This window comes from Actinoplanes siamensis, assembly GCF_016862395.1.
Taxonomy (GTDB): domain Bacteria; phylum Actinomycetota; class Actinomycetes; order Mycobacteriales; family Micromonosporaceae; genus Actinoplanes; species Actinoplanes siamensis.
In genome coordinates this window covers 267,113-291,019 of sequence record NZ_BOMW01000012.1, presented here as the reverse complement: position 1 = coordinate 291,019, position 23,907 = coordinate 267,113, and the positions used below count along the sequence as shown (strand labels likewise).

The following is a 23,907-nucleotide window of genomic DNA, read 5'->3' as shown; positions in this document are numbered from 1 at the left end:
GACCGCGTGGCGCGAGCCGAGTGGGCCGGGGTGACCGCCCCGCTCGACCGGCTGCTCGCGGTGCTGCGGGCCGCCGGGGTACGGCTGACCCCGGCCGAGGTGGCCGAGGCGCTCTGGCTCGCGGCGCGGGTGGACGTGGCCGGCCGTGCGCCCGCGCCGCGCCCGGTCCCCGCCGAGCCCGGCGGCGTTCCCGGCGAGCCGGCCGAGCTGCGGCTCCCGGTCCCGGACCAGCCCCGGCCACCGGAGGACCCGCCGCCCGAGCCGGCCGCCGCGGTCCCGTCCCCGACCGGCGAGCAGGTGACGTTCGAGCCGGTGCCGGGGCGGCCGTTGCGCGTCCGTACCGCCGAGGCCCTTCCGCACAGCGGCCGGACCATGCACGCCCTGCGCCCGCTGAAGCGGCGCCGGCTGTCCGGCCGGCGGGTGACGATCGACGAGGAGGCGACCGCCCGCCAGGTCGCCGAGCGGGGACTGTGGACCCCGGTGTGGCGGCCGGCGCTGGAACGCTGGCTGCATCTGACCCTGGTGCTCGACCACACTTCCGTCGGCGGGGTCTGGGACCGTCTCGGTCGGGAGCTGCGCACGCTGCTGGAACGGCTCGGCGCGTTCCGGACCGTGCGGGTGGCGCGCCTGGGCCCGGCCGCCCGCCGGTCGCCGCTGAGCCTGGCCGACCGGCCCGGTGACCACCTGCTGCTGGTGCTCAGCGACTGCGTCGGCGAGTCCTGGTGGGACGGCGAGATGTCCCGGCTGATCGCGCACTGGGCACGCCGCGCTCCGGTGGCGATCCTGCAGCCGCTGCCCGAGCGGCTGTGGTCGCGTACCGGCCTGGATCCGCTGCCCGGGCGGCTCCGGTCGCCGCGGGCCGGGGCGCCGGCCACGGCGTACACCTTCGCCTCGACTCTGCGGCGCCGCGGGCTGCCGGCCGGTGGCCTCCCGGTGCCGGTCCTCGAGATCGAACCGCGCTGGCTGGGCACCTGGGCGCGGCTGGTCGCGGGCCGCGCCCCGGGCGGCATCGACGCGGTGGTGACCCCGGCCGGCGCGGCGCCCCGCCACCGGCCGGTCCCGCGGCCGGGTCCCGAGCCGCCGGCGGAGCAGCGGGTGCGCGACTTCCGGGCCGGCGCCTCGGCCCCGGCGTACGACCTGGCCCGCTACCTGTCGGTGGCGAAGCCGCTGAACCTCGCGGTGATGCGGCTCCTGCAGTCGGTCATGGTGCCGGAGTCCCGGCCGGCGCACCTGGCCGAAGTGCTCTACGGCGGGCTGCTCCGGCCGTCGTCGCCGGACGGGGCGGCCGCCGACGACCAGCACTTCGAGTTCCTGCCCGGGGTCCGGCACGAGCTGCGCGACACCCTGGCGGCGTCCGACCCGGAGCGGGTCCGCGCCGAGGTCTCCCGCTACCTCGGGGAGCACCCGGAACGCACCGGCGCCCTGTTCACCGCGCTGGCCTCGCTGCCGGGGGAGGGCCGGCCGGTGCCCGGCGCGCCGGAGCCGTTCGCCGGCGTCAGCGCTGATCTGCTGCGCCGGCTGATCGGCGGCACTGGCAGCGGCGCGGCGCCGGCCCGCGGGGACCGTGCCCACCTCACCGTACTGCAGCTGAACACGGTCCCGGCGGCCGGCGCCCCGCTGCCCGGCGCCGCGCCCGACCTGGTCGTCGTCACCGGTGGGCTGGCCCGCCGGGCCACCCCGGCGGAGTACCGGGCGGTCCGGGCCGAGCTCGACGAGCTGCGGTCCCGGCTGCGGCTGCCGGCCGGGCGGATCGTCGTGGTGCCGGGGCTGTCCGACGTCAACGCGGGCCGCTGCCAGGCGTACTTCCTGGACCGGGAGGCGGACGGGCTGGAGCCGGTCCCGCCGTACTGGCCGAAGTGGGAGCCGTTCGCGGCGCTGGCCTCGCGGCTGCCCGGCGCCACCGGCTTCCAGGAGCATCAGCCCTGGCAGCTCTACACGATCCCGGCGCTGCGCACGGTAGTCGCCGCGCTCAACTCCACGGTCCCGGTCAGCCACCTGCCCGGCGAGCGGCGCGGCGGGCTGGGACCGGCCCAGATCGCCTGGTTCGCCGATCGGATGCGCGACTACGCGGGTCGCGGGTGGCTGCGGGTCGGCGTGGTGCACCACGACCCGGCCGGTCTGGACCGGTTCGCCGACCAGCTGGCCCCGCACCTGGACGTGGTGCTGCACGGGCAGCCCGGCGGGGTGCGGGAGGCCGGGCTCAGCGGGGTGCCGGCGGTCGGCGCGGGGGACCGGGCGCGGGTGGTCGAGCTGCGGCCGGGCGTGCTGCGGGTGTCGGACGGCGGGCGGGCCGAGTCGCACGCCTACGGCGACCACTGGTGGCTCGTCGAGGACGGCGCGCCACCACCCTCGCGGGCCGCCGACGATCCGGCCGATCCGGCCCGCGCCGACCTGCTGGCCCGGGTGGCGCGGGCGTACCGGGCGCGGCATCCGGGCGTACCCCTGGTGGAACGGCGGTGGACCGGGTCGCCGGACGGCTATCTGCTGGTGGCGCCGGACGGCGGGCGGCACTGCATAGGCGTCTTCGACGACGAGCCGTCCACCGGCGTCGTCGAGGACTTCCGGGACACGGTGGCGCGGCGGGAACAGGCCGGGCGGGACGCCACGCTGGTCTGCCGGACACCGCCGGCGCCGGCGCTGCGGCGATGGGCGCGGGCGCGCGGCGTCCGGGTGCTCGGGTTCGCCGACTTCCAGCTCGGCGACGACGTGCGCGAGTTCGCGGCGCGGCAGGTGGAACGGCTCGGGGACGATCCGGAGTACGCGCCGGGCGGCTACGTACCGCCGAATGATCTTGATGATCTGCTCCGGGAGCGCGGGCCGGCCACGGTGTGGGGCGCTCCCGGCACCGGCAAGACGTTCCTGCTGCGGGAGCTGGCCCGGCGCTGGCACGCTACCGGCGACCCGGTGGTGCCGATCCTGGTCGACCTGTGGCACGACGACTGGCACGCGCCGCTCGACCAGCTGGTCGCGGTCAAGCTGATCCGCGGCGGGGTCCGCGAGGTGAACCCGGGCCACATCCGTTACCTGCTCGGCGAGGGCCGGTACGTGCTGCTCTGCGACCGCCTCGACGAGCGGCTCGACCTCTGGCGGGCCTGGTCCCGGGACCCGTCCGGCCCGGTGCGGCTGATCGTGGCGGGCCGGGACGCCGGTCTGCTGGACGCGGCGCTGCCGCCGGAGCGGGCCCGCCGGATCCGGCTGGACGGCTTCGGCCCGCGGCGGATCCACGACTTCCTGACCCGGCGGCTCGGCGCCGAGCGGGCGCGGGCCCGGCTGGAGCTGATCGGCCGGTCCGGCGGCCTGTCCGCGATGGCCGGCAACCCGCGGATGCTGTCGCTGCTCGCCGACGTCGACGACCGGCTGCTCCGGTCCGCGACGTCCGGCGCCGCCCTCTACCCGGGGCTGATCCGCGCCTGGCTGGACCGGGCCGGCAGCTCGCAGGAGCTGTGGCGGGCGGTGGGCACGCTGGCCCGGCGGCTGTGGGAGTCCGGGGAGAGCGCGCTCGGCGCCGACGCCGACGCCGAGGTGCTGGCCCGGCTCGCCGGCCCCCTGCTGGTCCGCGATCCGCAGAACCGCTTCCGCTTCGCCGACCACGTGGTGCTGGAGTGGCTGGTGGCCCGGGAGATCGCCGGCCGGCTGGACCGGGGTCCGCTCTCCGCGAGCCTGCGCCTGCTGCTGGCGCGGCAGATGTCGCCGCTGATGGCGCAGTTCGTCGGCGACCTGGCGGGCCACGACCGGGCGCGGGCCTGGGCGGAGGCGGTGCTGTCCGATCCGGACTCGCCCGGACGGATCCGCGCCGCGGCCCGCCTGGTGCTCGCCCACCTCGCCTGACGGCGATTCACCAGAGGCGTTCGCCGGCCGGCACGGGCTTCAGATCCGGTACGTACGGGTCCAGCTCCCCGGGCTCGAACCGGCACATCCCGATCGCGTACCAGTACTCGTCGGCGACCCGCCCGCGCAGCACGTACCGCTGATCGTGGAGCAGCACCACGGAACCGTCCTCGGCGAGCGGCACCAGCACCGCGTACGGCGTCGCCCGGCTGGTGTCCCAGATCCGCACGGCGTGGTCGCCGCCCGCGGCCACCACCCGCCGCCCGTCCGGCGTGTAGACCAGCGCCCGGATCCAGCCGGACTGCCCGGTCAGCGTGTGGGTGGGCCGCCCGGTGCCGGTGTCCCAGATCCGCACGGTGCCGTCGGTGCCGCCGCTGGCCAGGCGATCGCCGCCGGGGGAGTACGCGACCGCGGTGACCGCGCCGTCGTGCCCGGTCAACACGATCGGCGGCTGGTCCGCGGTGCTGCGCAGCCGGATCACCCCGTCCTCGTCGGCGCTGGCCATCTGCCGGCCGTGCGGGGCGAACGCGATGGCCCGGACGGTGCCGGTGTGCCCGGTCAGGTTCTTCCACTCCCGGGACGGCAGGTGCCAGAGCCGCAGCGTGCCGTTGGTGCCGCCGCCGGCCACGAACTGCCCGTCCGGGGTGAAGGCGACGGCCCGGAACGCGACAGCGGTGACCGTGCTCTTCTCCCCGGCGAAGATCCGGGTGCCCTCCTTGCGGTCGACGTCCCAGAGCCGGACGGTGCCGTCGGCTCCCGCGCTGGCCAGGTACCGCCCGTCGGGGTCGAAGGCGATCGCGTGCACGACGCCCCGGTGGCCGGTGAGCGCGGGGTCGGCCACACCGGTGGCGGTGTCCCAGACCCGGATGCCGCCGTCGGCGCCGGCGGTGGCCAGGTGACGGCCGCGGCGGGCGGCGGCGATCGCGGTGACGGCCGGGTCCGCCACGCCCGGGTCGTTGAGGACCCGCAGCGGTACGCCGGCCGTCGGGTCCCACAGCCGGACGGCGCCGTCCGCCGAGCCGACCGCCAGCCACGGCTCGTCCGGCCGGGCCGAGAAGCAGAGCGCCTGCGAGTCGCCGCCACCGGGCCGCAGCGTCCGCGCCTGCCGGCGGTCGACGGCGTCCCAGATCCGGACCGTGCGGTCGCCGCCCGCGCTGGCCAGGTGCCCGCCGTCCGGATAGAACGCCAGCGCGTGCACCCGGCCGGGGTGCCCGTCCAGCGGGCGTCCCTCGACTCCGGTGTGGCTGTCCCAGATCCGGATCACGCCGTCGTCGCCGGCGCTGGCCAGCCATCGCCCGTCCGGGTGGAACGCGAGGGCGCGGATGCACTGGGTGTGCCCGGTCAGCCGGTGCCGGGCCGATCCGGCGGCCAGATCCCAGACCAGCACCCGCCGGTCGTCGCTGGCGCTGGCCACCCGGTCGCCGCCGGGCGCCCAGGCCACCGCGTGCACCGTGCCGGTGTGGCCGGTGAGCACCAGCTCGGCCCGGCCGGAGCGGGTGTCCCAGATGCGGATGGTCTCGTCGTCGGCCGCGCTGGCGACCCGCCCGCCGTCCGGGTGGTGGGCGAGCGCGCGGATCCGCCCGCTGTGGCCGGTCATGGTGTGCAGGACGGCGCCGCTGCCGGTGTCCCAGATCCGGATCGTCTCGTCGTCGCCCGCGCTGGCCAGCTCCCGGCCGTCCGGCTGGTAGGCCAGGGCGCGGATCCGCCCGGTGTGGCCGGCGAGCGTGTGCACCGTGCGGCCGGTGGCGGTGTCCCAGATCCGGATCGTCTCGTCGTCGCCGGCGCTCGCCAGGAACCGCCCGTCGGTGGTGTACGCGATCGCCCGCAGCGCACCGGTGTGCCCCGGCAGCAGCCGCAGCGGCCGCCCGGAGAGCGCGTCCCAGATCCGGATCACGCCGTCCGCGCCGCCGCCGGCCAGCAGCTTGACGCCCGGCGCGACCGCCACGGTGTGGATCACCGAGGACGACGCGATCTGGGGCTCGGGCGCCCCGCCGCCGGGCAGCGCGGCGCCGAGCGTGTCCGCCTCGCGCAGCGACTCGCCGTCCGCCCCCTCGGCCGCCACCAGCGCGGCCCGCCGCATCCGGACGCCGGTCAGCACCGCCCCGGTCAGGTCCGCGCCGAGCAGCCGGGCGCCGCTGAGCTCGGCGCCGGTGAGATCGGCGCCGCGCAGCGTGGCCCGGTCCAGCCGGGCCCCGGTGAGGTTGGCGCCGGCGACCGCGGCGTCTGTCAGGTCGGTCCCGACCAGCTGCGCGTCGGTGAGGTCGGCCTCGCTCAGGTCGGCGCCGGCCAGGAACCGGGCGGAGAGGTCCTGGCCGCGCAGGTCGAAGCCGGCCATGTTCCACTGCGTCGAGGACCGGTTCACCCCGAGGAAGCGCAGCACCTCGAACGCGTTGCGCCCGACCGCCCGGGAGGTCGGCCGGTCGGCGAGGACGCCCTCGGCCCAGTCCTGCATGGTCCGGCGCCCGGCCAGGCCGCACAGGAACTCGATCGTCAACGGCTGCCACTTGTGGCCGATCAGACCGGCCGCGATGTGCCCGGGCAGCTGCTCGGCGAGGTGGTTGGCGACCAGCCACTCGCGGACCGAGTCGTGCACGAACTTGAACCTGTCGTCCCCGGAGCGGACCAGCAGGGTGCTGGAGCCGAGCACGTGCGCGCTCTCCTGCGGCTCCAGCGCTGTGGTGTCGCCGGCGCTGGTCGTGGTCAGCCGGGACAGGCTGGCCGCCGCGTCGCCGAGGTCGTCCACGCTCAGGCTCTCGTCGGGCAGGTCCCACAGCCGCAGCGCCAGGTGGGTGACCGCGTTGAGCAGGTCGGTCTCGTCCGGCGCGTTCGGGCTCAGGCGTTCCAGCCGGCGGGCCTCGTAGCTCAGCCACTTGTGCAACACCTGGCGGTACAGGTCGGCCGCGGTGATCGGGCTGCCGGTGGTGCTGGCCAGGTTGAGCGGGTCCTCGCCCAGCTCGGTGATGAAGCCCAGCATCCGCGGGTTGCGGGACAGCGGGAGCAGGTCCTTGACCTCGCGCAGCAGCGCGAACCGGCTCCGGGCGCTCTGCGGGTCGCGTAGCTGCCGGGTGAGGAAGTCGACGATCTGCTGGTCGTCGAAGTCGGCCAGGCGGACCACCCGGCGGTCCGCGCCGAGCTGGTTGCCGAGCGCCGTGAGCACGTCGGCGTCGGTGAGGAAGTGCTGGTCACGGCTGGTGACGACGACCTTCGCCCGGTCCTCGGCGGCCTGCACGATGGTGTCCAGGTGGTTGGTCGCCCGGTCGTAGCTGACCCGGGTGGCCAGCTCGTCGAAGCCGTCGAAGAGCAGCGCCACCCGGCCCTCGCGGCGCAGGTAGCGGAACGCGTCCAGGTCGATCTGCCGCTGGCCCTGCCGGTAGAGCTGGACCGCGACCAGCTCGTCCAGGCTGTACGCCTTCTCGAAGCCGCGCAGGTCGATCAGCACCGGCACGATCGGGGAGCCGTCCCGGGCCATCAGCCGGGCCAGCTCGCGCAGCAGGAACGTCTTGCCGTGCCCGAACGTGCCGAGCACCACCACGAGCCGCCCGCGCGGGGTCTCCACCCACTCGCGCAGCCAGGCGAGCAGATCCTTGGCGGGCGACGCCTCGGACGGTCCGGGCAGGAACTCGGTGTAGCGCTGCGGGACGTACGACTCGGAGCGGTAGATCAGGTCGGCGTTCAGCTCGGTGGCCTGGTTGCGGGCGAACAGCGCGAGGTCCGGGCCGACCTGGTAGTCGGCGAACGTGACCAGTTCGACCCCGCGGCTCTGCGCCCAGGTCCGCAGCTCGGGCCCGGCCGCCGCGCCGGCGTGCACCAGTTCGGCGGTCCGGTCCGACCCGCCGGTGCGGAAGCGGGCCAGCACCTCGACGAACCAGTCGACGTCGTCGCGCTCCGGGGCGGCGGCGCACACCCCGACCGGGTACTGGTCGGCGGGCCCGCGGTCGCCGCGCGCCCGGCCCGGCGCCACCCGCAGGTAGGCGGAGCGCCCCGAGTCCGGCCGGGGCACCAGGGCCACCTCGGCGTCCGGCTGGCGCAGCCGGCACACCTCGGCCACCTGGTCGGCGAGCCGCCGCAGCTCCGGCGGCGGCTCGGGCCGACGGGGGCGGGACACCGGGCGGCGCGGGAACGGGTGCGGCAGCCGGACCGGCCGGCCGGCGGGCAGGACGCGGACCCGGTCCGGGTACGCCTCGATCAGCTGCCAGGGCCGGTCGCCGCCGATCACCGGGACGCCCCGCCCGGCGGCCCCGGGCTCGCCCGTTCCGCCGTGCAGCACCAGGTCCAGGTGCGGGCCGAGGGTGTCGGCGAACCGGTCGGCGTCGGCGATTCCGCCCGTCCCGCCCGGCGGGTGGTGCATCACCCCGATCCGCAGCCAGTCCCGGCGGCTCTCGGTGTTCAGCTGGTCGGCGAACCAGTCGAGCTGGGCGTCGCCGAGCCGGCCGCGCTCGTCCTGCGGGCGGTGGGTCAGGTCCATGGTGGAGTTCAGCCCGGCCACCACCACCCGCAGGTCCGGGTATTCGGCGAGCGACCACGGCTGGTCCTTGGCCAGTTCCGCGCCGTGGAATCGGCGGAGCATGGTGGAGAACGGCTGCCACTTCTCCCAGTACGGCGGGACCGGCTCGGCCTCGTCGGCCTCGCATTGGAGAAAGTAGGCCTGGCACTTGCGGCGGTTGACGTCACGGCTGCCGGGCACCAGAACGATGCGCCGGCTCTCGATCCGCAGCGCGTCGCGAAGCGCGCTCAGGAACTGGTGGGCGATCTCGTATTCGGCGGAGATCGCGCGTTCCGCGAGATCTCCGGTGATCATTATCAGATCCGGTGACCGATTCTCCCCGGACGTTGCGAGATCATCGAGCAGGCCGGCGACCCGATCCTGCGGCGACCTTTCCCGCGGGTCGGCGAAACCCGCTGTGGCCAGGAAATCCCGGCAATGCAGAATCATGATCGGCGATGTCGCGTAAACCGGCGTTCTCCCAACTTGCGGGAGCCCTCTCCGGATGTCTCGCGTCTCCGGAGCGATCTCGAATGGCCATGCGGGTCACGAGACTACCAAGCGTTGATGATCCATTACAGGGGCGTTCCCTAATATGGATCAATCAGAGCAATGTCCATTATGTTCGGGGTCCCCGGTGACCGTGTGAGGGGATATGCTACGCCGCAGCAGACCGGTGATTCCTGGATGCGCAGATTGCATTTGCCAGGGTAAATGAACGGTGGTTGCCGACCGATGAGACTCCAGCCGCGCCAGGAATTGCTGTCGGTGTGGAAGGCGATATGCCGGTGGTGCGGCCCGGCCAAGTCGTTCAACTGGGCGGACCGCGGGGGGAGCAACTCCATCAGCGACGCCGAGCTGCTGCTCTGCCTGCTGCTGCCGCCGCAGCGGCTGCCCGAGATCCGCTTCGACCGCCCGGACACCACCCAGTCCGACGTCTACGGCGCGCTCTCCTCGTTCGGCGGCCCGGTCGACATCCCGCAGCGGGTCGTCGAGCTCATCGGGAGCTACCTGACGACGTACACCGATCCCAAGACCCAGGCGCCCACCTTCGCCGCCGGCAACTATCTGACCACCGCGCCCGACGACGACCGGGAGCCGATCCCCGAGCAGCTGGCGCTGGAGGTGGTGGACGCGTTCGCGACAGCCGTCGTGTTCTGCACCGCGGCGATCCAGTTCCTCCGCGGCTACCGGCCGCAGGTCACCCGCAAGGCCTACCTGGAGGAGATCGTCCGGGTCGAGGAGGCCGCGCAGAAGCGGCTCACCGCCGCGATGGTCGGTCTGCTGCGCAGCTTCACCATCAGCGTGTTCCCCGCGGACGCCCCGCAGGGCCGGGTGCTGCGCGAGACGGTCTACCCCGGCTCCGGCTACTCCGGCGACCTGGTCGGCCGGATCCGGAGCGCGCTGGGCGACGTGATGGCCGGCCTGCGCGAGCTGGGCATCAGCCCGGACCTGGTGGAGGACCTGCTGGACAACCGGGAGAAGCTCTTCGAATGCGGGTGGTCCTGGGGCGTGGTGCAGGGCGCCGCCCCGGTCAAGACGCCCTCCGGCGCCGTGTTCGACCAGCCGGGCATCGCCGAGTCGTTCCCCTACCTGTACTTCACCGTGGTGGCGGTCGACGGCATCCGCGACCTGTTCTCCCGGGACACCCGCCTGGCCGGCCTGCTCAACGAGGAGCAGCAGGGCCTGGCCCGCGTCCTGAACCTGCAGTGGGATCTGGCCCAGAGCTACTGGTCGGCCCTCGCCACGCTCGGTGAGGGGCGCTGGCCGGTGGAGGAGCTGCCCTGGCGGACCACCGACGAGGAGGAGAGCGACTACTACAGCCTCCTGGTCCTCTCGCTGGTCCGGCACGCGCTGGCCGACCGCGGCGCCCCCGACTCCGACCTGGCCCGGATCACCAGCGTGCTGGAGGACCTGGCGGACCGCGGGCGCATCCGGCGCCGGCCGCTGGCCAACGACCCGGCCCTGCTGATGCACCAGCCCGGCCGCTGGGTCGTGCTGGTCGGCGCCGACCAGGTCGGCGCCGGCGGCCCACCGGTCGGCTGGCGTCTCGGCGAGCTGTCCAGCCTGCTGCTCGGCCGGGCGCTCGCCCTGGCCGCCCAGGTGAACGACCCACAGGAGGAGGCCCGGCTGGTGCGGTTGTCCGACGACATCTGGCGGCATCTGCACCGGCGGAGGCTGGGCGACGACACTCCCGGCGCCGGCCTCTGGGACGACCCCGGGAATGTGTACGCGTCCCTGCCCCGCCGCGACAAGCCCAGCTGGTACCACACCACCCGGGTCGTGCAGTGCATGAGCACCGCGGCCGAGTACATCCAACGCGAGTCACCACCGGGCACCAGGCTGTCGGCCAATGCCGCGGACCTGCTGAGCGAGGCCGAGCGGGTCTTCGACAAGGAGCAGCTGCGCGGCTCCAGCGCGGGCGGGCCCTCGCTGCGGGACAGCCTGAACCGGCAGGGCGCCGGCCTGCGGCGGGCCCGCCAGCTGATGGGCACCCGGCCCGGCACCGCCGTCTCGATCCTGCACGAGGTCTTGCGCGAGCTGGACAAGCTCGCGGCGGCCCGGGAAGAGGCTGGGGACTAGGGTGCTGGTCTTCGCGGCCTCTGACAAGGGCGGCACGGGCAGGTCGGTGACGAGTTGCAACGTCGTCTACCGCAGCGCCCTGACCGGCTCCGACGTCTGCTATCTCGACTTCGACTTCGGCTCGCCGACCGCCGGGTCGATCTTCCAGATCACCGACGCGCAACGTGGCGTCCGGCAGGGCGGTCTGCACTCGTACCTGCTGGAGCCGGACATCCAGACCACCGGCGAGCCGCAGCGCATCGACGTCTGGACCCAGTCCTCGCGAGCCAGCCTGCGGCAGCGCCCGCCCGGCTCGGGCAAGCTGATGCTCTTCCCGGGTGACCAGGACGGCGGCGAGTTCGGGCCGGACAAGGAGGCGCTGCGGCGCTGCGTGCAACTGCTCCAGGCGCTGGACGAGGAGTTCGACATGTGCCTGATCGACCTGAGCGCCGGCCGGTCGTACGCCACGCAGCTGGTCCTGGAGGCGACCGCCGACCCCGCCCTGCGCGGGGTGGCCGCCCGCTGGCTGGTCTTCCACCGCTGGACCCGCCAGCACATCCCGGCGGCGGCCGGCCTGGTCTACGGCAAGGACGGCATCCTCGACGCCGGGGTGCGCGCCGGCCACGACAAGGACCGGCTGCAGTCGGCGATCAAGTTCGTCCGCACCGCGGTGGTCGACCCGGACTCGATCGAGCTGAGCGGTCTGCGCCCGGCACAGGTCGCCTGGCTGCGTGACTGCGACGAGGACCTGCGCCGGATCGCCGCGCTGCACCAGGTGGGCCGGCGCGCGATGCTCGGCACTGTCCCGCTTGACCCGGTGCTGCAGTGGCGTGAGCAGCTCATCTCGGACAACGACGTGGTGGCCCGGGACATCGCCAACAACGCGACGGTGGACGCGTTCGACGAGCTGGCCCGCAAGATCCAGGACGACGAGGGATGGGCCGAGCCATGAGGGCCGACGCCGAGTTCTTCGAGACCACCGCGGACGCCCGGGTCGAGTCGGTCCCGCTCGCCCATCTCTCCGTCGAGCTGGGCCACTTCTACTCCCCGGACCTGCGGCAGGACGAGGAGTTCTTCATCGACCACTTCCGGCGGATCGGGATCTGGTATTCGGCCGCCCGGTCCGCGTGCGAGGCCATGGTCCCGCGCGGCAACCCCCGGATCAGCACCTGTGTGCTGATCGACGACTACTTCGGCCAGCCGGCTTCGCCGTCGGCGCTGATCCGGAAACTGCGCGACGCCGCCGGCAAGGCCGGCCTGGAGATCGATTATCTGGTACGGGAATCCGGCTGCGCGCACACCGTGGCCAAGGTCGACCCCGATCCGGCGGAGCCGGTCGAGACCGCGCCGCCCGGGCTCTCCCTGGCCCACCTGGTCGAGGCCCGGCTGGTCGAGGACCCGCCGCCGAACAGCACCGGCGCGCGCCCGCCGGTCGGGCAGACCGGCTGGCTGTGCAACGGGCAGCGGTCGCCGGCCACCGAGACGCACGAGGCGATGAAGCGGCCCACGGTGTGGCGCCCGCCCGCCGAGAACGCCGCGGTCAACCACTCCATCTTCGAGGACATCGAGCTGTGGCGGGACGGCCCGGACGGACGGCTCTGGTCCTGCGCGATGCTCGCCGCGGTGTGGCAGCTGCTGCGGCTCGGCCTGCTGCGGGACAACGGCCGTCGGGTCGCGGCGCCGCACCCGCTGCCCGGCGACCTGCCCGACAACTGGCGTGCCCTGCCCATGGTCCTGCAGCTCAACGAGCGTGCGCTGCCGTTCAACGCGTACCGGGCGATGACCATCTGCGCTCCGCTGTTCCTGCCGGTGGAGAACGCCGTGCGCACGATCCTGCAGCAGGTGGCGGTCGATCCGGCGGTGCTCGCCCAGGTCGGCGGCCGGGCCCGGGACGAGGGCGTCGCGCTGCCGCTGGAGGTCGTCGACCGGATGGAATACCTGTTCGTGGACACCGGGCCGGTGCGTGGTGCTGGTCCTGGGTGAGGTCATGACCGCCGCGCTGCGCCACTCCGGCGGCATGCCCCGGGAACGCGTCGAGGACGCCTTGGGGCTACTGGCCGGCGAGCGGGTCCGGATCTCCGAGCGGCCGATCGGCTACGCGGTCAGCCCCAAGACGTTCACCGGCGTGGACTGCCGGATCCTGGCCCGGTCCGGCGCGAAGGTGCGCGGCGTCGGCACGCTGATGGGGCGGGCCTGCCTGACCGGGGGCCGGGTGCTGCAGAGCTCCGCGGTGGCCCGGATCGACCCGGTCGGCGGCGGTTACCGGCGGGCCTGGTCGCACTACCTGGCGAGGCTCGGGGTGGTGGAGGCGCTGGGCCGCACCGACCTGCCCGGGACGGCGGCCGCGCACCTCGCCGCGGACCGGTCGTCGTCGACGATGGGGATGGGGGCGTTCTGTGTACGCCTGCTCTCCGAGATCCAGGGGTCGCCGGTGCTGGACAAGAGCACCCCGGTGCGGGCCCGCCGGACGGTGTTGCGGTGGGCCGCGCTGATCGACGAGCGCAACGAGGGCGTGCGGGTGCGGTTCGCGGTGCGCGAGGACGGGCTGCGGACCGTACGCCTGGTGCTCGGTCCTGCCGAGATCGACGACATCGTGGACCTCTGCGAAGATCTTGCGCTGCACGACTGGTTGCTGACAGCGCTCATGTCGGTCATCGAGCAGAGTCAGATCGGTGTGGAGCAGCCCGCGCAGAGCGTGCTCAAGCTGCGGCCGGCGGTCGATCATCTGCTGCATCTGTGGATGCCGGCGGCCCGGCTGGGCGGGGTTGCGCTGTCGGTGTGGGAGGGGCTGGAGAGCCGGCCCGGGTTGTCCAGACAGTGGGACGCCTCGGTGCGCCGGGTGCGGGATCAGATGGCGATGGCGGCGGCGCTGTCCAGCAGCCGGCCGCCGGAGAGCGCTCGTTTCTTCCGTTGAGCGTCCCTCCTGTTGCGGGCAGCCGTCTTCCGCTGGGCGGCCTCCGTGGTCCCGGCGGCATTCTTCCACTGATCGGCTTTCTTCCGGTGGGCGGCTCTTCCGCCGAGTCGTCTGGACACGATCGTGTTACATCAGGTTTCAACGTGCCTACGCCTGTTCGGGTGTTGCCCGATCATGGCGTATGTGGGTGTCTACTGGGGTTTCATCTCGACCGGCGCACCAATTCCGGCTTAAGGAGGTTTCGCGCCGTCACGGCGGGTAGGCTTGTTGGATACATCTTTCATGGGTAAGGTCCGCTTCTGTTTCGCAGGAAATGTCAAGCAGGCAGTGGATCTCGGGCCCGAAATTGCACTGGGTGCGAAATTGTTCTCGTGTCCAGCTTTTGGAAACGGCGGGTGGCGTTGTTACAGACCGGAGGCGCCGTGACAGAGCGGCCAACCGTAGTCGGCTGGGACGCCGACGTGGTCATGTTGCGCACCACGGAGCAACTCGAGTCCGCCGCCGAGCTGCTGTGGACGGTCTGGGGAGCACAGACCCCCGCCGAGCGCACCGAGGTGATCAGCACCAGTCTGTTGCGGACGCTCTTCCACTCCGGCAATTACGTGGCCGGGGCGTATGTGAAGGGCGAGCTGGCCGGTTGCACCGTGGGGTTGTTCGGCTCGCTCTCGCCGGACGGTCGTCCCGATCATCTGCACTCGTCCATCGCGGGCGTGGTGCGTTCGGGGACCAACCGCGGCGTCGGCTACGCGATGAAACGGCACCAGCGGTCCTGGGCGCTGCAGCGTGGCCTGAACACGATCCGCTGGACATTCGATCCGTTGGTCGCGCGTAACGCGTATTTCAATCTGTGCAAGCTCGGCGCGACCGTCGCGTCGTACGAGACGGACTATTACGGCCATCTCGACGACGGCGTCAACAACGATCAGGACACCGATCGTCTGCTGGTGAACTGGGAACTGTGTGACAACTGGGTCGAGCAGGCCATGGCCGGCGACCTCGGGGAGATGAGGCGGCACGCCTCGGCGCTCCCCGGGGCCGCGATCATCGACGTGCCGGAGGACATCGAGATGCTACGGAGGACGGATCCGGCGCAGGCCCAGCGCGATCGCGTCACGGTGCGTGAACAGTTCCGCTCTCTTCTGGCTCGCGGCTACCGGGTCGCCGGGATGAACAAGGAGAAGCAGTACGTGCTCCTCCCCGCCGGTGTGGAAGCGGGGTTCGACGCATGAGGATCGAACGCGTCCGGTTGCACTGGGTCCGCCTACCGCTGGTCACCCCGTTCCGCACGTCCGTCTTCACCGAGTACGACCGCGAGGCGCTGCTGGTCAGCGTGCACACCGCGGAAGGCGTCGTCGGTTGGGGCGAGTGCGTCGCGATGGCCCAGCCGATCTACTCCCCGGAACATCTCGAAGGCTGCGTCCAGATCCTCCGCGAGCAGCTGATCCCGCTGGTCCAGCGGTTGCCCGAGGTGACCGCGGAGAGGGCGCGCGAGGCGTTCACCGCGGTGGCCGGCAATCCGAACGCGAAGGCCGTGCTGGAGATGGCGATCCTCGACGCCCAGCTGCGTATCGCGGGTGTGTCCCTCGCGGCATATCTGGGCGCCACCCGCACGTCGGTGGAGGCCGGTGTCTCGCTCGGCATCATGTCCCGCGACGAGCTGCTCGACGCCGTCGACCGCTTCTGGAACAAGGAGCGGTACCGCCGGATCAAGCTGAAGATCGAGCCCGGCTGGGACGAGGAGCCGGTCCAACTGGTCCGCAAGTTCCTCGGCGACGAGGCCGCGATCCAGGTCGACGCGAACGGCGCCTACACGCTCGACGACTCGGAACGACTGGCCCGCCTCGACGACTACGGCCTGCTGATGATCGAGCAGCCACTGGAGGCCGGCGACGTGGCCGGGCACGCCGTCCTGGCCCGCCGGCTGAGGACCAGGATCTGCCTGGACGAGCCGATCGTCTCGGCGGCCACCGCGGCCCAGGCGATCGACTCCGGCGCCGCCGCGATCATCAACATCAAGCCGGGCCGGGTCGGCGGCTATCTGGAGGCCCGCGACATCCACGACGCCTGTGGCGCCCGCGGCGTCCCGGTCTGGGTCGGCGGCATGCTGGAGACCGGGATCGGGCGGGCGGCGAATGTGGCTCTCGCGGCCATGCGGCACTTCACGCTGGTCGGGGATCTCTCCGCGTCGGAGCGTTTCTACCAGCGCGACATCACCCCGCCGATCGTGGTCCGGGACGGTTGCATCCAGGTCCCGACCGGCCCGGGCATCGGCGTCGAGCCGGACGAGGTGGCGCTGGAGGAGGCTACCGAACGCACCGAGTGGATCGAATTCCCGGCCCGAGTTCCGGCCTGATCCCGCGCGGTCCAGCCGCCTAACGTTCCCGTACCTTCCGGGTTCGGCACCCCGCTTCACCTGCTGCTCTGCGCTGCCCGGTTCCGCCGCCCTGCCCCGTTTCGGTGCCCTGCCTCGGCCCGTCCCGGCTTGGTGCTCCACCCCGCTTCGGTGCAGGGTCTCCCGCCGCGCTTTCCGGGCGGGCAGGCTCAGTTGGGTGCGGCTGATTTCGGTGCGGCTCAGTCCGGTGGGACTGAGTTGGGTTGGGCGTTATTGGGTGTAGGTGGAGAGGAACGTGCGGATTCGGCTGACTGCGTCGTCGAGGACGTCGGTGGCGGCCAGGAAGACCAGGCGGAGGTGGTCCGGGGTGCCGAGGTTGAAGCCGGTGCCGTGCGAGATCAGGAGGTGCTGCTGCTCCAGCAGGTCGATGACCAGGCGTTCGTCGTCGTGAATCTTGTGGACTTCGGGGTTCAGCCGGGCGAACAGGTAGAGGGCGCCGGCCGGCTTGACGCAGTCGACGCCGGGGATGTCGGTCAGGGCTCGCCAGGCATGGTCGCGCTGCTCCAGCAGACGGCCGCCGGGGCGGGTCAGTTCCTCGATGCTCTGGTAGCCGCCGAGCGCCGTCTGGATCGCGTGCTGGGCTGGCACGTTCGGGCAGACGCGCATGTTCGCCAGCAGCTGCAGACCGTCCAGGTAATCCGTGTCGTCGCCGTGGAAACCACTGGTGGCCAGCCAGCCGGAGCGGAAGCCGGCGGCGCGGTAGACCTTGGACAGGCCGCCCATGCTGACGACCGGGACGTCCGGGGCGAGAGCCGCCAGCGTGTGGTGAGTGGCTCCGTCGTACACGATCTTGTCGTAGATCTCGTCGGCGAAGATCAGCAGGCCGTGCTTGCGGGCCAGCTCGATCATGCCGAGCAGGGTCTGCTCCGAGTAGACGGCACCTGTCGGGTTGTTCGGGTTGATCACCACGAGGGCTCGGGTGCGGTCCGTGATCCGCGAGGCGATGTGGTCCAGGTCGGGTGCCCAGTCCTGGCTCTCGTCGCAGCGGTAGTGCACCGCGCGACCGCTGCACAGGTTCACCGCGCCGGTCCAGAGCGGGTAGTCCGGGCTCGGCACCAGAACCTCGTCGCCGGTGTCCAGCAGCGCCTGCAACACCATCACGATCAGCTCGGAGACGCCGTTGCCGAGCAGCACGTCGTCCGGCTGGATGCCGGCCACGCCCAGAGTCTGATAGTGCTGCGCGACCGCGACACGGGCCGAATAGATGCCCCGGGCGTCGCTGTACCCCTGCGCGGCCACGATATTCTGCACCACGTCGGCGACGATCGGCTCGGGCGTGGCCAGGCCCCACGGGGCGGGATTGCCCAGGTTCAACTTGAGGATCCGGTGGCCGGCCGCCTCCAGCTCCTGTGCCCGGCGCAGCACCGGGCCGCGGATGTCGTACCGGACACTCTTCAGCCGCTGCGCCTGCCGCATCGGACCCCCTCGCCTCGCAATCATGCCAGTCTAGATAGCGGCCCGGCCGACGCGACCAGGACGAAAGCGGCGGTCCAGATAGCGGGCCGGTCGACGCGGGCGACGGGGGCGGGGAGAGCGATCAGGCCCGGCGGCTCGCCATCGTCTCGACCCCGGACATCAGCAGGTCGACGCTGAAGGCGAAGTACCGCTCGACGTCCGGCGCCTGCTGATAGGTCGTCGCGAACTCCACCATCATCGGGAACTTGTCGGCGGGCAGGCACTCCAGCTGGACCCGCTTCTGCCGGCGCCACTCGGCGGCCTGCTCCGGCGGCACCCCGGGCGGACAGCCGGGCTGGCCGGCGACCGCCCCGATCGCGCCGTTGAGCAGGTAAGTCGCGATCCAATACGCCTCGTCGAGCCCGAACCCGGCGTCGGCCAGCAGCGCCAGGGTGTCGTTGGTGGCCCGGATGAAGCTGGGCGTCTGCATCTTGTCGGCGGAGTGCATCAGATCGGGCAGGCACGGGTGCGCCCGCATGACGCCGATCACGGTCTCCAGGATCGCGCGCAGCTGTTTCTGCCACGGATCGCCGGCGGAGCGGTCGGCCCGGACGTCGCTCAGCACGTGGTCGACGACCCCGAGCAGCAGCTCTTCCTTGTTCTTGAAGTGCCAGTACAGCGCCATCGGCGTGACGCCCAGCTCCTTCGCGAGCCGGCGGATGGTGATCGCGTCCAGGCCCTCCTCGTCGGCGAGGCGCAGGGCGCGCTCGGCGACTGTCGCCTTGCTGAGTCGTTCGGCTGGGCTCACTTGACAACCATACAACGTACAGGTCTCATGTACGAGGTACATGTACGTCGTACAAGTACTCCGTATAGGGGGCACGATGGAGAACAACCGCCGGTGGTGGGCGCTGGTCGCGGTGGCGCTCGGCACCTTCATGACGTATCTCGACAACAACGTGGTGAACGTCGCGTTGCCGAGCGTCCAGCGGGAGCTGCACCTGAGCATTTCCGGACTGGAATGGATCACGAGCGCGTACATCCTGGTCTTCGCCGGCGTGCTGCTGGCCGGCGGCCGGATCGGCGACGTCTTCGGCCACCGCATGGTCTTCCTGTCCGGCCTGGGGATCTTCACCGTGGCGTCGGTCGCGGCAGGCCTGGCCGGCGGTCAGGAACTGCTGATCGGAGCGCGCGCCGTGCAGGGGGTCGGCGCGGCGCTGCTCTCGCCCGCCGCTCTCGCGCTGATCCAGGAGCTGTTCCCGAGCCCGAGGGAGCGCGGCACCGCGATCGGCATCTGGGGCGCGGTCGGCGCGCTCGCCCTCGCCGTCGGCCCGCTCACCGGCGGCGTGCTCAGCCAGCACGTCTCGTGGGGCTGGATCTTCCTGATCAACCTGCCGATCGGCATCGCCACGCTGGCTCTCGCGCTGGCCACCATGCCGCGCGGCCGGGCCGCCGCGTCCCGGGCCGCCGGCGCCTGGCGGCGCCTCGACCCGATCGGGCTGGTCACGTCCTCCCTCGCGCTCTTCTTCCTGACGTACGCCCTGATCGAAGGCGACGCCAAGGGCTGGACCAGCGGGCTCATCCTGGGATCGTTCGCCGTCGCCGCCCTGGTCGCCGTCGCGTTCGTGGCGCAGCAGGCCCGCACCGCCGACTCGATGGTCGACCTGGCCTTCTTCCGCCTGCGGATGTTCACCGGCGGCCTGCTCGCCATGGGCCTGTGGGCGTTCGGCGTCTTCGGCATCTACTTCTACATGGCCATCTACCTGCAGAACGTGCTCGGCTTCTCGCCGACCGAGGCGGGCGCGGCCTTCGTGCCGCTGGCTCTGATCACCGCGGTCGGCGCGGTCCTGGCGCCGCGCATCGAAGCCCGTTTCGGGGTTGCTCGCGTGACCGCTTTCGGTCTGCTGGTGATGGGCGTCTCGATCGCCGGCATCGCCCGGTACGGCGAGGGCACCGGGTACCTCGACCTGCTGCCCTGGTTCGCGCTCTACGGCGTGGGCGGCGGCCTGCTGATCCCGCTCAGCAATGTGGTGATCGGCGCGCTGCCCGGCGACCGGGCCGGCGTCGCCTCCGGCATGCTCAACGTCTCCCGCGAGGTGTTCGGGCTGCTCGGGGTGACAGCGCTCGGCGCGATCCTGAGCAACCGGGCCGGCGCCGCGACCGGCACCGAGCTGCACCGCTACCTGGTGGGCTACCAGTTCTCCCTGGTGGTGGCCGCGATCCTGGTCCTGGTCGGGGCCCCGGTCAGCCTGTGGATGCTGCGCAAGGAGCGGCAGCCCGTCGTGGAGACGGCGGCGGCGCCGGTCCTCGGGACGGTCTGACGCCGGGGGCGCCGGCCACGAGTTGGGCCGGCTCCCCGGCCCGGTCAACCGCCCGTGGGTGCGTACACCTGGTCCGCGATCAGCGGCCGGGACCGGCGGGAGATGCGCAACCAGACGACGAAGCCCCAGATCACGAAGCCGGCGTAGACCGCGTAGAGCACCGCTGAGGGGTAATACCGGAAGTGCAGCAACTCGGGCACGCCGACCAGGTCCACGGCGATCCAGCAGAGCCAGAACTCCACCCAGCCCCGGGCCATCGCGTAGGTCGCCAGCATCGAGCCCACGAAGATCCACGAGTCGGCCAGGTAGTACCACCAGGGGACGGGGAAGCCCGCGCCGATCCGGCGGAACACGAAGAAGCAGGCCACCACGGCGAGCAGCGCGGCCGGGACGAACACCAGCCGCTGCCGGTGACCGGCCCAGTGCGGCACCACCGCGACGCCGTGGCCGGTGCGGCGGTTGCGGCGCCAGAGCCACCACCCGTAAACGCTGGTGATCAGGAAGAACACCTGGCGGGCGGCCTGGCCGTACAGGGGAGTCCCTTGATCGTTGCCGAGGGCCTGTCCGAGGAACACGGTGAAGAGCAGGATGTTGCCGACGATCCCGACGGGCCAGGCCCACGCGCTGCGGCGCAGGCCGAACAGGGCCGAGCCGAGCCCGAAGGCGTTGCCGACGATCTCCCGCCAGTAGATCGCCTGATCCGGGGTCACCTGCCATTTGGCGGTGTAAAATGCGTCCAGCCAAGTCACGGCTCATGGTAGACGTCACGGCTCATGGTAGACAGAACCGGGTTTCCGCCCGGTTTCCGCCCGGGCATAGTGAGGCGGTGACCGCATCGATCTCCTGTCCTGTGCAGACTCGTCTCTACGCGCAGGGCCGGGTGATCGAACAGGACTTCGGGTACGCCGAGCTGCCCGACCGCCTGCGTACCCACCCGGACGCGGTCGCCTGGCTGGACCTGCTCGAACCGTCCGCGACCGACCTGGCCGCCGTCGCCGCGGAGTACGGCCTGCACCCGCTGGCCGTCGAGGACGCGCTCGCCGAGCGCGAGCGGCCCAAGCTCGACCGCTATCCCGACCACCTGTTCGTCAACGTCTACGCGGTCTCCTTCGACCACGGCGGCGAACCGCCGGAGGTGCACAAGGTGGAGATCAGTGCGTTCGTCACCGCCCGCGTGCTGATCACCGTGCACAAGGCCGAGGGCACGGTGGACGAGCTGGTCGAGCGGTGGGACGCGGACGCCGGGCTGGCCGCCTCCGGCGGCATCGACTTCCTGCTGTACGGGCTGTTCGACGTGGTCGTGGACTCGCAGTACGCGGCCGCCCGCAAGGTCGACGAGGCGATGGACTCGATCGAGGACGCGATGCTCGGCGAGGGCGGCGCGCCCCGGCCGGTCCGGATGCGCGGGTTCGCGCTGCGCCGCACGCTGGCCCAGCTGCGGCGGGCGGTCGCGCCGATGCAGGACGTGGTCACCGAGGTGAGCCGGCCGGACGGCGGGCTGGTCGACGACGATCTGCGGCCGTACTACCGGGACGTGGAGGACCACGCGGAACGCGCCCTGGAGTCGATCGAGCACTCGCTGACCCGGATCACCGAGCTGCTCGACGCCGACCTCAACGAGCAGAGCAACATCCTCAACGACATCACCCGCAAGCTCGCCGCCTGGGCCGCCATCATCGCCGTGCCGACCGCGGTCACCGGCTACTTCGGACAGAACGTGCCGTTTCCCGGCTTCGGTCAGACGTGGGGCTTCGTGGAGAGCACGGCGCTCATCCTGATCGGCGGCGGTGCGCTCTACTTCTACCTCAAGAAACGTGGCTGGCTGTAGTGACGTCCCCTGAGGCTTTCCTTCGGTTCGCTGTGAATACCTGGGCCGCTCGTTGATCCAGATGGCGCCGGGATCCGTTGTTCGACATGTCGGGGTTGTGCATCCGCTGTCGTAGGAGGTTCGTGTGCCCGCCGTCGAACGTAAACCGCGCTGGCGTCATCTGGCCGGAGTCGGTCTAGCCGTGGTGGCGCTGGCTTTGCTCCAGCCCCGGGCGGCCTGGGCGGAGCCGGGCGTGCCCGTGCCGCCGAACCAGCTGATCACCGACACCGGTGAGGGCGAGGTGTCCGACGCGGACCGGGACTTCGCGACGAAGGTGCGCCTGGCCGGCCTGTGGGAGATGCCGGCCGGGCAGATGGCCCAGGAGAAGTCGGACGACCCGCGGATCAAGTCCATCGGCAAGGACATCGCCGCCCAGCACACCGAGCTGGACAAGCTGGTCCGGGCCGCGGCCCGGAAGCTGGACATCGAGCTGCCCGACAAGCCGAACGCCGACCAGCAGGGCTGGCTCGGCGAGATGCGGGGCGCCGAGGGCAAGGAGTTCGACCAGATCTTCGTCGACCGGCTCCGGGCCGCGCACGGCAAGATCTTCCCGGCCATCGCGACGATCCGGGCGAGCACCCGCAACGACACCATCCGCAAGCTCGCGCAGCGCACCAACCAGTTCGTCGCTACCCACCTGACCCTGCTGGAGAGCAGCGGCATCGTCGACTTCGCCGCCCTGCCGACCGCGCCGCCGCCGACCACGGCCGCCGCCGTGCTCGCCGCCAACGACCAGACCGGCGACCAAGGCGTGAACCAGGCGGCGGCCAGGACGTCGTCCCCGCTGAGCACCCCGGTGGTCGCCGCCGTGGTGGTCGCCAGCTTCGCCGCCGCCTTCCTGATCACCCGTAAGATGTGGCCGAGCCGGCAGCGCCGGCGCCGCCGCTACTACTGACCTCGGGCAGCGGTCTCCGAGCCGCCCGGGACCAGCGTGACCTCGCCGTCGACGTGCTGCACGGTGAACAGCGTCCCGGGCGGGTAGGGGCCCAGCACCTCGGGCGGCAGCTGGACGGTGCCGTCCCCGGCCACGACGGCGAAGTCCTGCCCGTCGCGCCCCTGCGCGCCGACCCGCCCGGCCAGTCCGTTCATGACGCCCGAGCCGATCGTCCGGGTCGAGTCTTGAATAGACTCGCTGCCCGTGCGTGACATCGCCGTTTTCACTGGATCTGCCCATCCCGAGCTGGCCGCGGAGATCTGCGAGCACCTCGGTGTGCCCCTCCTGCCGACCAGGATCTCCCGGTTCGCCAACGACTGCATCGAGGTGCAGCTCGAGGGGAACTGCCGGGAACGCGACGTGTTCCTGATCCAGCCGCTGGTTCCTCCGACCCAGGAGCATCTCGCCGAGTTGCTCTTCATGCTCGACGCCGCCCGTGGCGCGTCGGCCGGCCGGATCACCGTGGTCCTGCCGCACTACGCGTACGCCCGCTCCGACAAGAAGGACGCCCCGCGCATCTCGATCGGCGGGCGCCTGGTCGCCGACCTGCTCACCACGGCCGGCGCCAACCGGGTGCTGGCGATGACCCTGCACTCCCCGCAGGTGCACGGCTTCTTCAGCATCCCGGTGGACCACCTGCACGCGCTGCGCGAGCTGGCCCACCACTTCCGCGGCTACGACCTGGGCAACACCGTGGTGGTCTCCCCGGACCTGGGCAACGCCAAGGAGGCCGCGGCCTTCGCCCGGTTGCTGAACATAGAGGTGGCGGCCGGCGCCAAGCAGCGGTTCGCGGACGACAAGGTGGTGATCAACTCGATCATCGGCGAGGTGGCCGACCGGGACGTGATCGTGCTGGACGACGAGATCGCCAAGGGCAGCACGGTGTTCGAGCTGCTCGCCCGGCTGCGCGAGCGCAACGTCCGCAGCGTCCGGGTGGCCTGCACGCACGGGCTGCTCACCAACGACGCGGTGCAGCGGCTGGCCGCGGAGAAGGAGGTCCAGGAGATCGTCTGCACCAACACGGTGCCGATCCCGGACGGCAAGCGGCACGAGAAGCTGACCGTGATCTCGGTGGCCCCGGCGTTGGCCGAGGCGATGCGCCGGATTCACAACGGCGAGTCGGTCAGCGCCCTGTTCGTGTAGAACGCCGGAATCCGGCTCGGGCCCGAACAACCGGGCCGGATTCCGCCGAACACCCCTCACGCGCGTCC

16 protein-coding genes are annotated in these 23,907 nt (G+C 72.3%); 11 read left to right on the top strand and 5 right to left on the bottom strand.

The window, feature by feature from the left end:
* Positions 1 to 6: 6 nt before the first annotated feature.
* Entirely contained in the window at positions 7 to 3,828 is a 3,822-nt protein-coding gene (locus Asi03nite_RS06110) for an SAV_2336 N-terminal domain-related protein (RefSeq protein WP_203677408.1), read from the top strand.
* 7 nt (positions 3,829 to 3,835) lie between these two features.
* Here the strand turns inward: Asi03nite_RS06110 and Asi03nite_RS06105 are convergent, their stop codons facing one another.
* Entirely contained in the window at positions 3,836 to 8,761 is a 4,926-nt protein-coding gene (locus Asi03nite_RS06105; protein ID WP_203677407.1) for a WD40 domain-containing protein, read from the bottom strand.
* Positions 8,762 to 9,046: 285 nt separating this feature from the next.
* On the opposite strand from Asi03nite_RS06105, the gene Asi03nite_RS06100 reads away from it, so the two are divergent.
* From Asi03nite_RS06100 to menC, 6 genes are all read left to right on the top strand, one after another.
* On the top strand, positions 9,047 to 10,894 hold the full coding sequence (locus tag Asi03nite_RS06100) for an SCO2524 family protein (RefSeq protein WP_203677406.1): 1,848 nt from the start codon (positions 9,047 to 9,049) through the stop codon (positions 10,892 to 10,894).
* 1 nt (position 10,895) lies between these two features.
* Positions 10,896 to 11,825, top strand: coding sequence for an SCO2523 family variant P-loop protein (locus Asi03nite_RS06095; RefSeq protein WP_203677405.1), 930 nt, complete (start codon positions 10,896 to 10,898; stop codon positions 11,823 to 11,825).
* A complete protein-coding gene (locus Asi03nite_RS06090) occupies positions 11,822 to 12,856 on the top strand; it encodes an SCO2522 family protein (RefSeq protein WP_203677404.1) in 1,035 nt (344 codons plus the stop codon). The genes Asi03nite_RS06095 and Asi03nite_RS06090 overlap by 4 nt, the downstream gene beginning before the upstream one ends.
* Before the next feature lie 4 nt (positions 12,857 to 12,860).
* Positions 12,861 to 13,787, top strand: a complete 927-nt coding sequence (locus Asi03nite_RS06085) for an SCO2521 family protein (RefSeq protein WP_203677403.1) — start codon at positions 12,861 to 12,863, stop codon at positions 13,785 to 13,787.
* Between the two features lie 422 nt (positions 13,788 to 14,209).
* On the top strand, positions 14,210 to 15,016 hold the full coding sequence (locus Asi03nite_RS06080; RefSeq protein ID WP_203677402.1) for a GNAT family N-acetyltransferase: 807 nt from the start codon (positions 14,210 to 14,212) through the stop codon (positions 15,014 to 15,016).
* The gene (gene menC / locus Asi03nite_RS06075; protein ID WP_203677401.1) at positions 15,013 to 16,140 is read left to right on the top strand and encodes an o-succinylbenzoate synthase; all 1,128 of its coding nucleotides are present in this window, start codon (positions 15,013 to 15,015) and stop codon (positions 16,138 to 16,140) included. Before Asi03nite_RS06080 ends, menC begins: the two co-directional genes overlap by 4 nt.
* Positions 16,141 to 16,389: 249 nt before the next feature.
* Here the strand turns inward: menC and Asi03nite_RS06070 are convergent, their stop codons facing one another.
* Positions 16,390 to 17,595 carry a pyridoxal phosphate-dependent aminotransferase gene (locus Asi03nite_RS06070; protein WP_203677400.1) on the bottom strand — a complete coding sequence of 402 codons (1,206 nt, stop codon included), beginning with the start codon at positions 17,593 to 17,595 and terminating at the stop codon, positions 16,390 to 16,392.
* Between the two features lie 121 nt (positions 17,596 to 17,716).
* A complete protein-coding gene (locus tag Asi03nite_RS06065; protein ID WP_239102430.1) occupies positions 17,717 to 18,382 on the bottom strand; it encodes a TetR/AcrR family transcriptional regulator in 666 nt (221 codons plus the stop codon).
* 76 nt (positions 18,383 to 18,458) lie between these two features.
* Between Asi03nite_RS06065 and Asi03nite_RS06060 the strand changes: the two genes are divergently transcribed.
* Positions 18,459 to 19,895, top strand: a complete 1,437-nt coding sequence (locus Asi03nite_RS06060) for an MFS transporter (protein WP_203677398.1) — start codon at positions 18,459 to 18,461, stop codon at positions 19,893 to 19,895.
* Between the two features lie 44 nt (positions 19,896 to 19,939).
* Here the strand turns inward: Asi03nite_RS06060 and Asi03nite_RS06055 are convergent, their stop codons facing one another.
* Positions 19,940 to 20,644 (bottom strand): nicotinamide mononucleotide transporter family protein, encoded by a 705-nt coding sequence (locus tag Asi03nite_RS06055; protein WP_203677397.1) that lies wholly within the window; start codon positions 20,642 to 20,644, stop codon positions 19,940 to 19,942.
* Positions 20,645 to 20,721: 77 nt separating this feature from the next.
* Between Asi03nite_RS06055 and Asi03nite_RS06050 the strand changes: the two genes are divergently transcribed.
* Both Asi03nite_RS06050 and Asi03nite_RS06045 read left to right on the top strand, forming a co-directional pair.
* Positions 20,722 to 21,723: a magnesium transporter CorA family protein gene (locus tag Asi03nite_RS06050; RefSeq protein WP_239102429.1), complete on the top strand. Its 1,002-nt coding sequence runs from the start codon at positions 20,722 to 20,724 to the stop codon at positions 21,721 to 21,723.
* Positions 21,724 to 21,847: 124 nt separating this feature from the next.
* Positions 21,848 to 22,657 carry a DUF4142 domain-containing protein gene (locus Asi03nite_RS06045; protein WP_203677395.1) on the top strand — a complete coding sequence of 270 codons (810 nt, stop codon included), beginning with the start codon at positions 21,848 to 21,850 and terminating at the stop codon, positions 22,655 to 22,657.
* Here the strand turns inward: Asi03nite_RS06045 and Asi03nite_RS06040 are convergent.
* Entirely contained in the window at positions 22,651 to 22,851 is a 201-nt protein-coding gene (locus Asi03nite_RS06040; protein WP_373872089.1) for a hypothetical protein, read from the bottom strand. The two genes, Asi03nite_RS06045 and Asi03nite_RS06040, sit on opposite strands and share 7 nt — an antisense overlap.
* 49 nt (positions 22,852 to 22,900) lie before the next feature.
* Here Asi03nite_RS06040 and Asi03nite_RS06035 point away from each other — a divergent pair, with 49 nt between their 5' ends.
* On the top strand, positions 22,901 to 23,839 hold the full coding sequence (locus Asi03nite_RS06035; protein WP_203677394.1) for a ribose-phosphate diphosphokinase: 939 nt from the start codon (positions 22,901 to 22,903) through the stop codon (positions 23,837 to 23,839).
* Positions 23,840 to 23,907 lie beyond the last annotated feature (68 nt).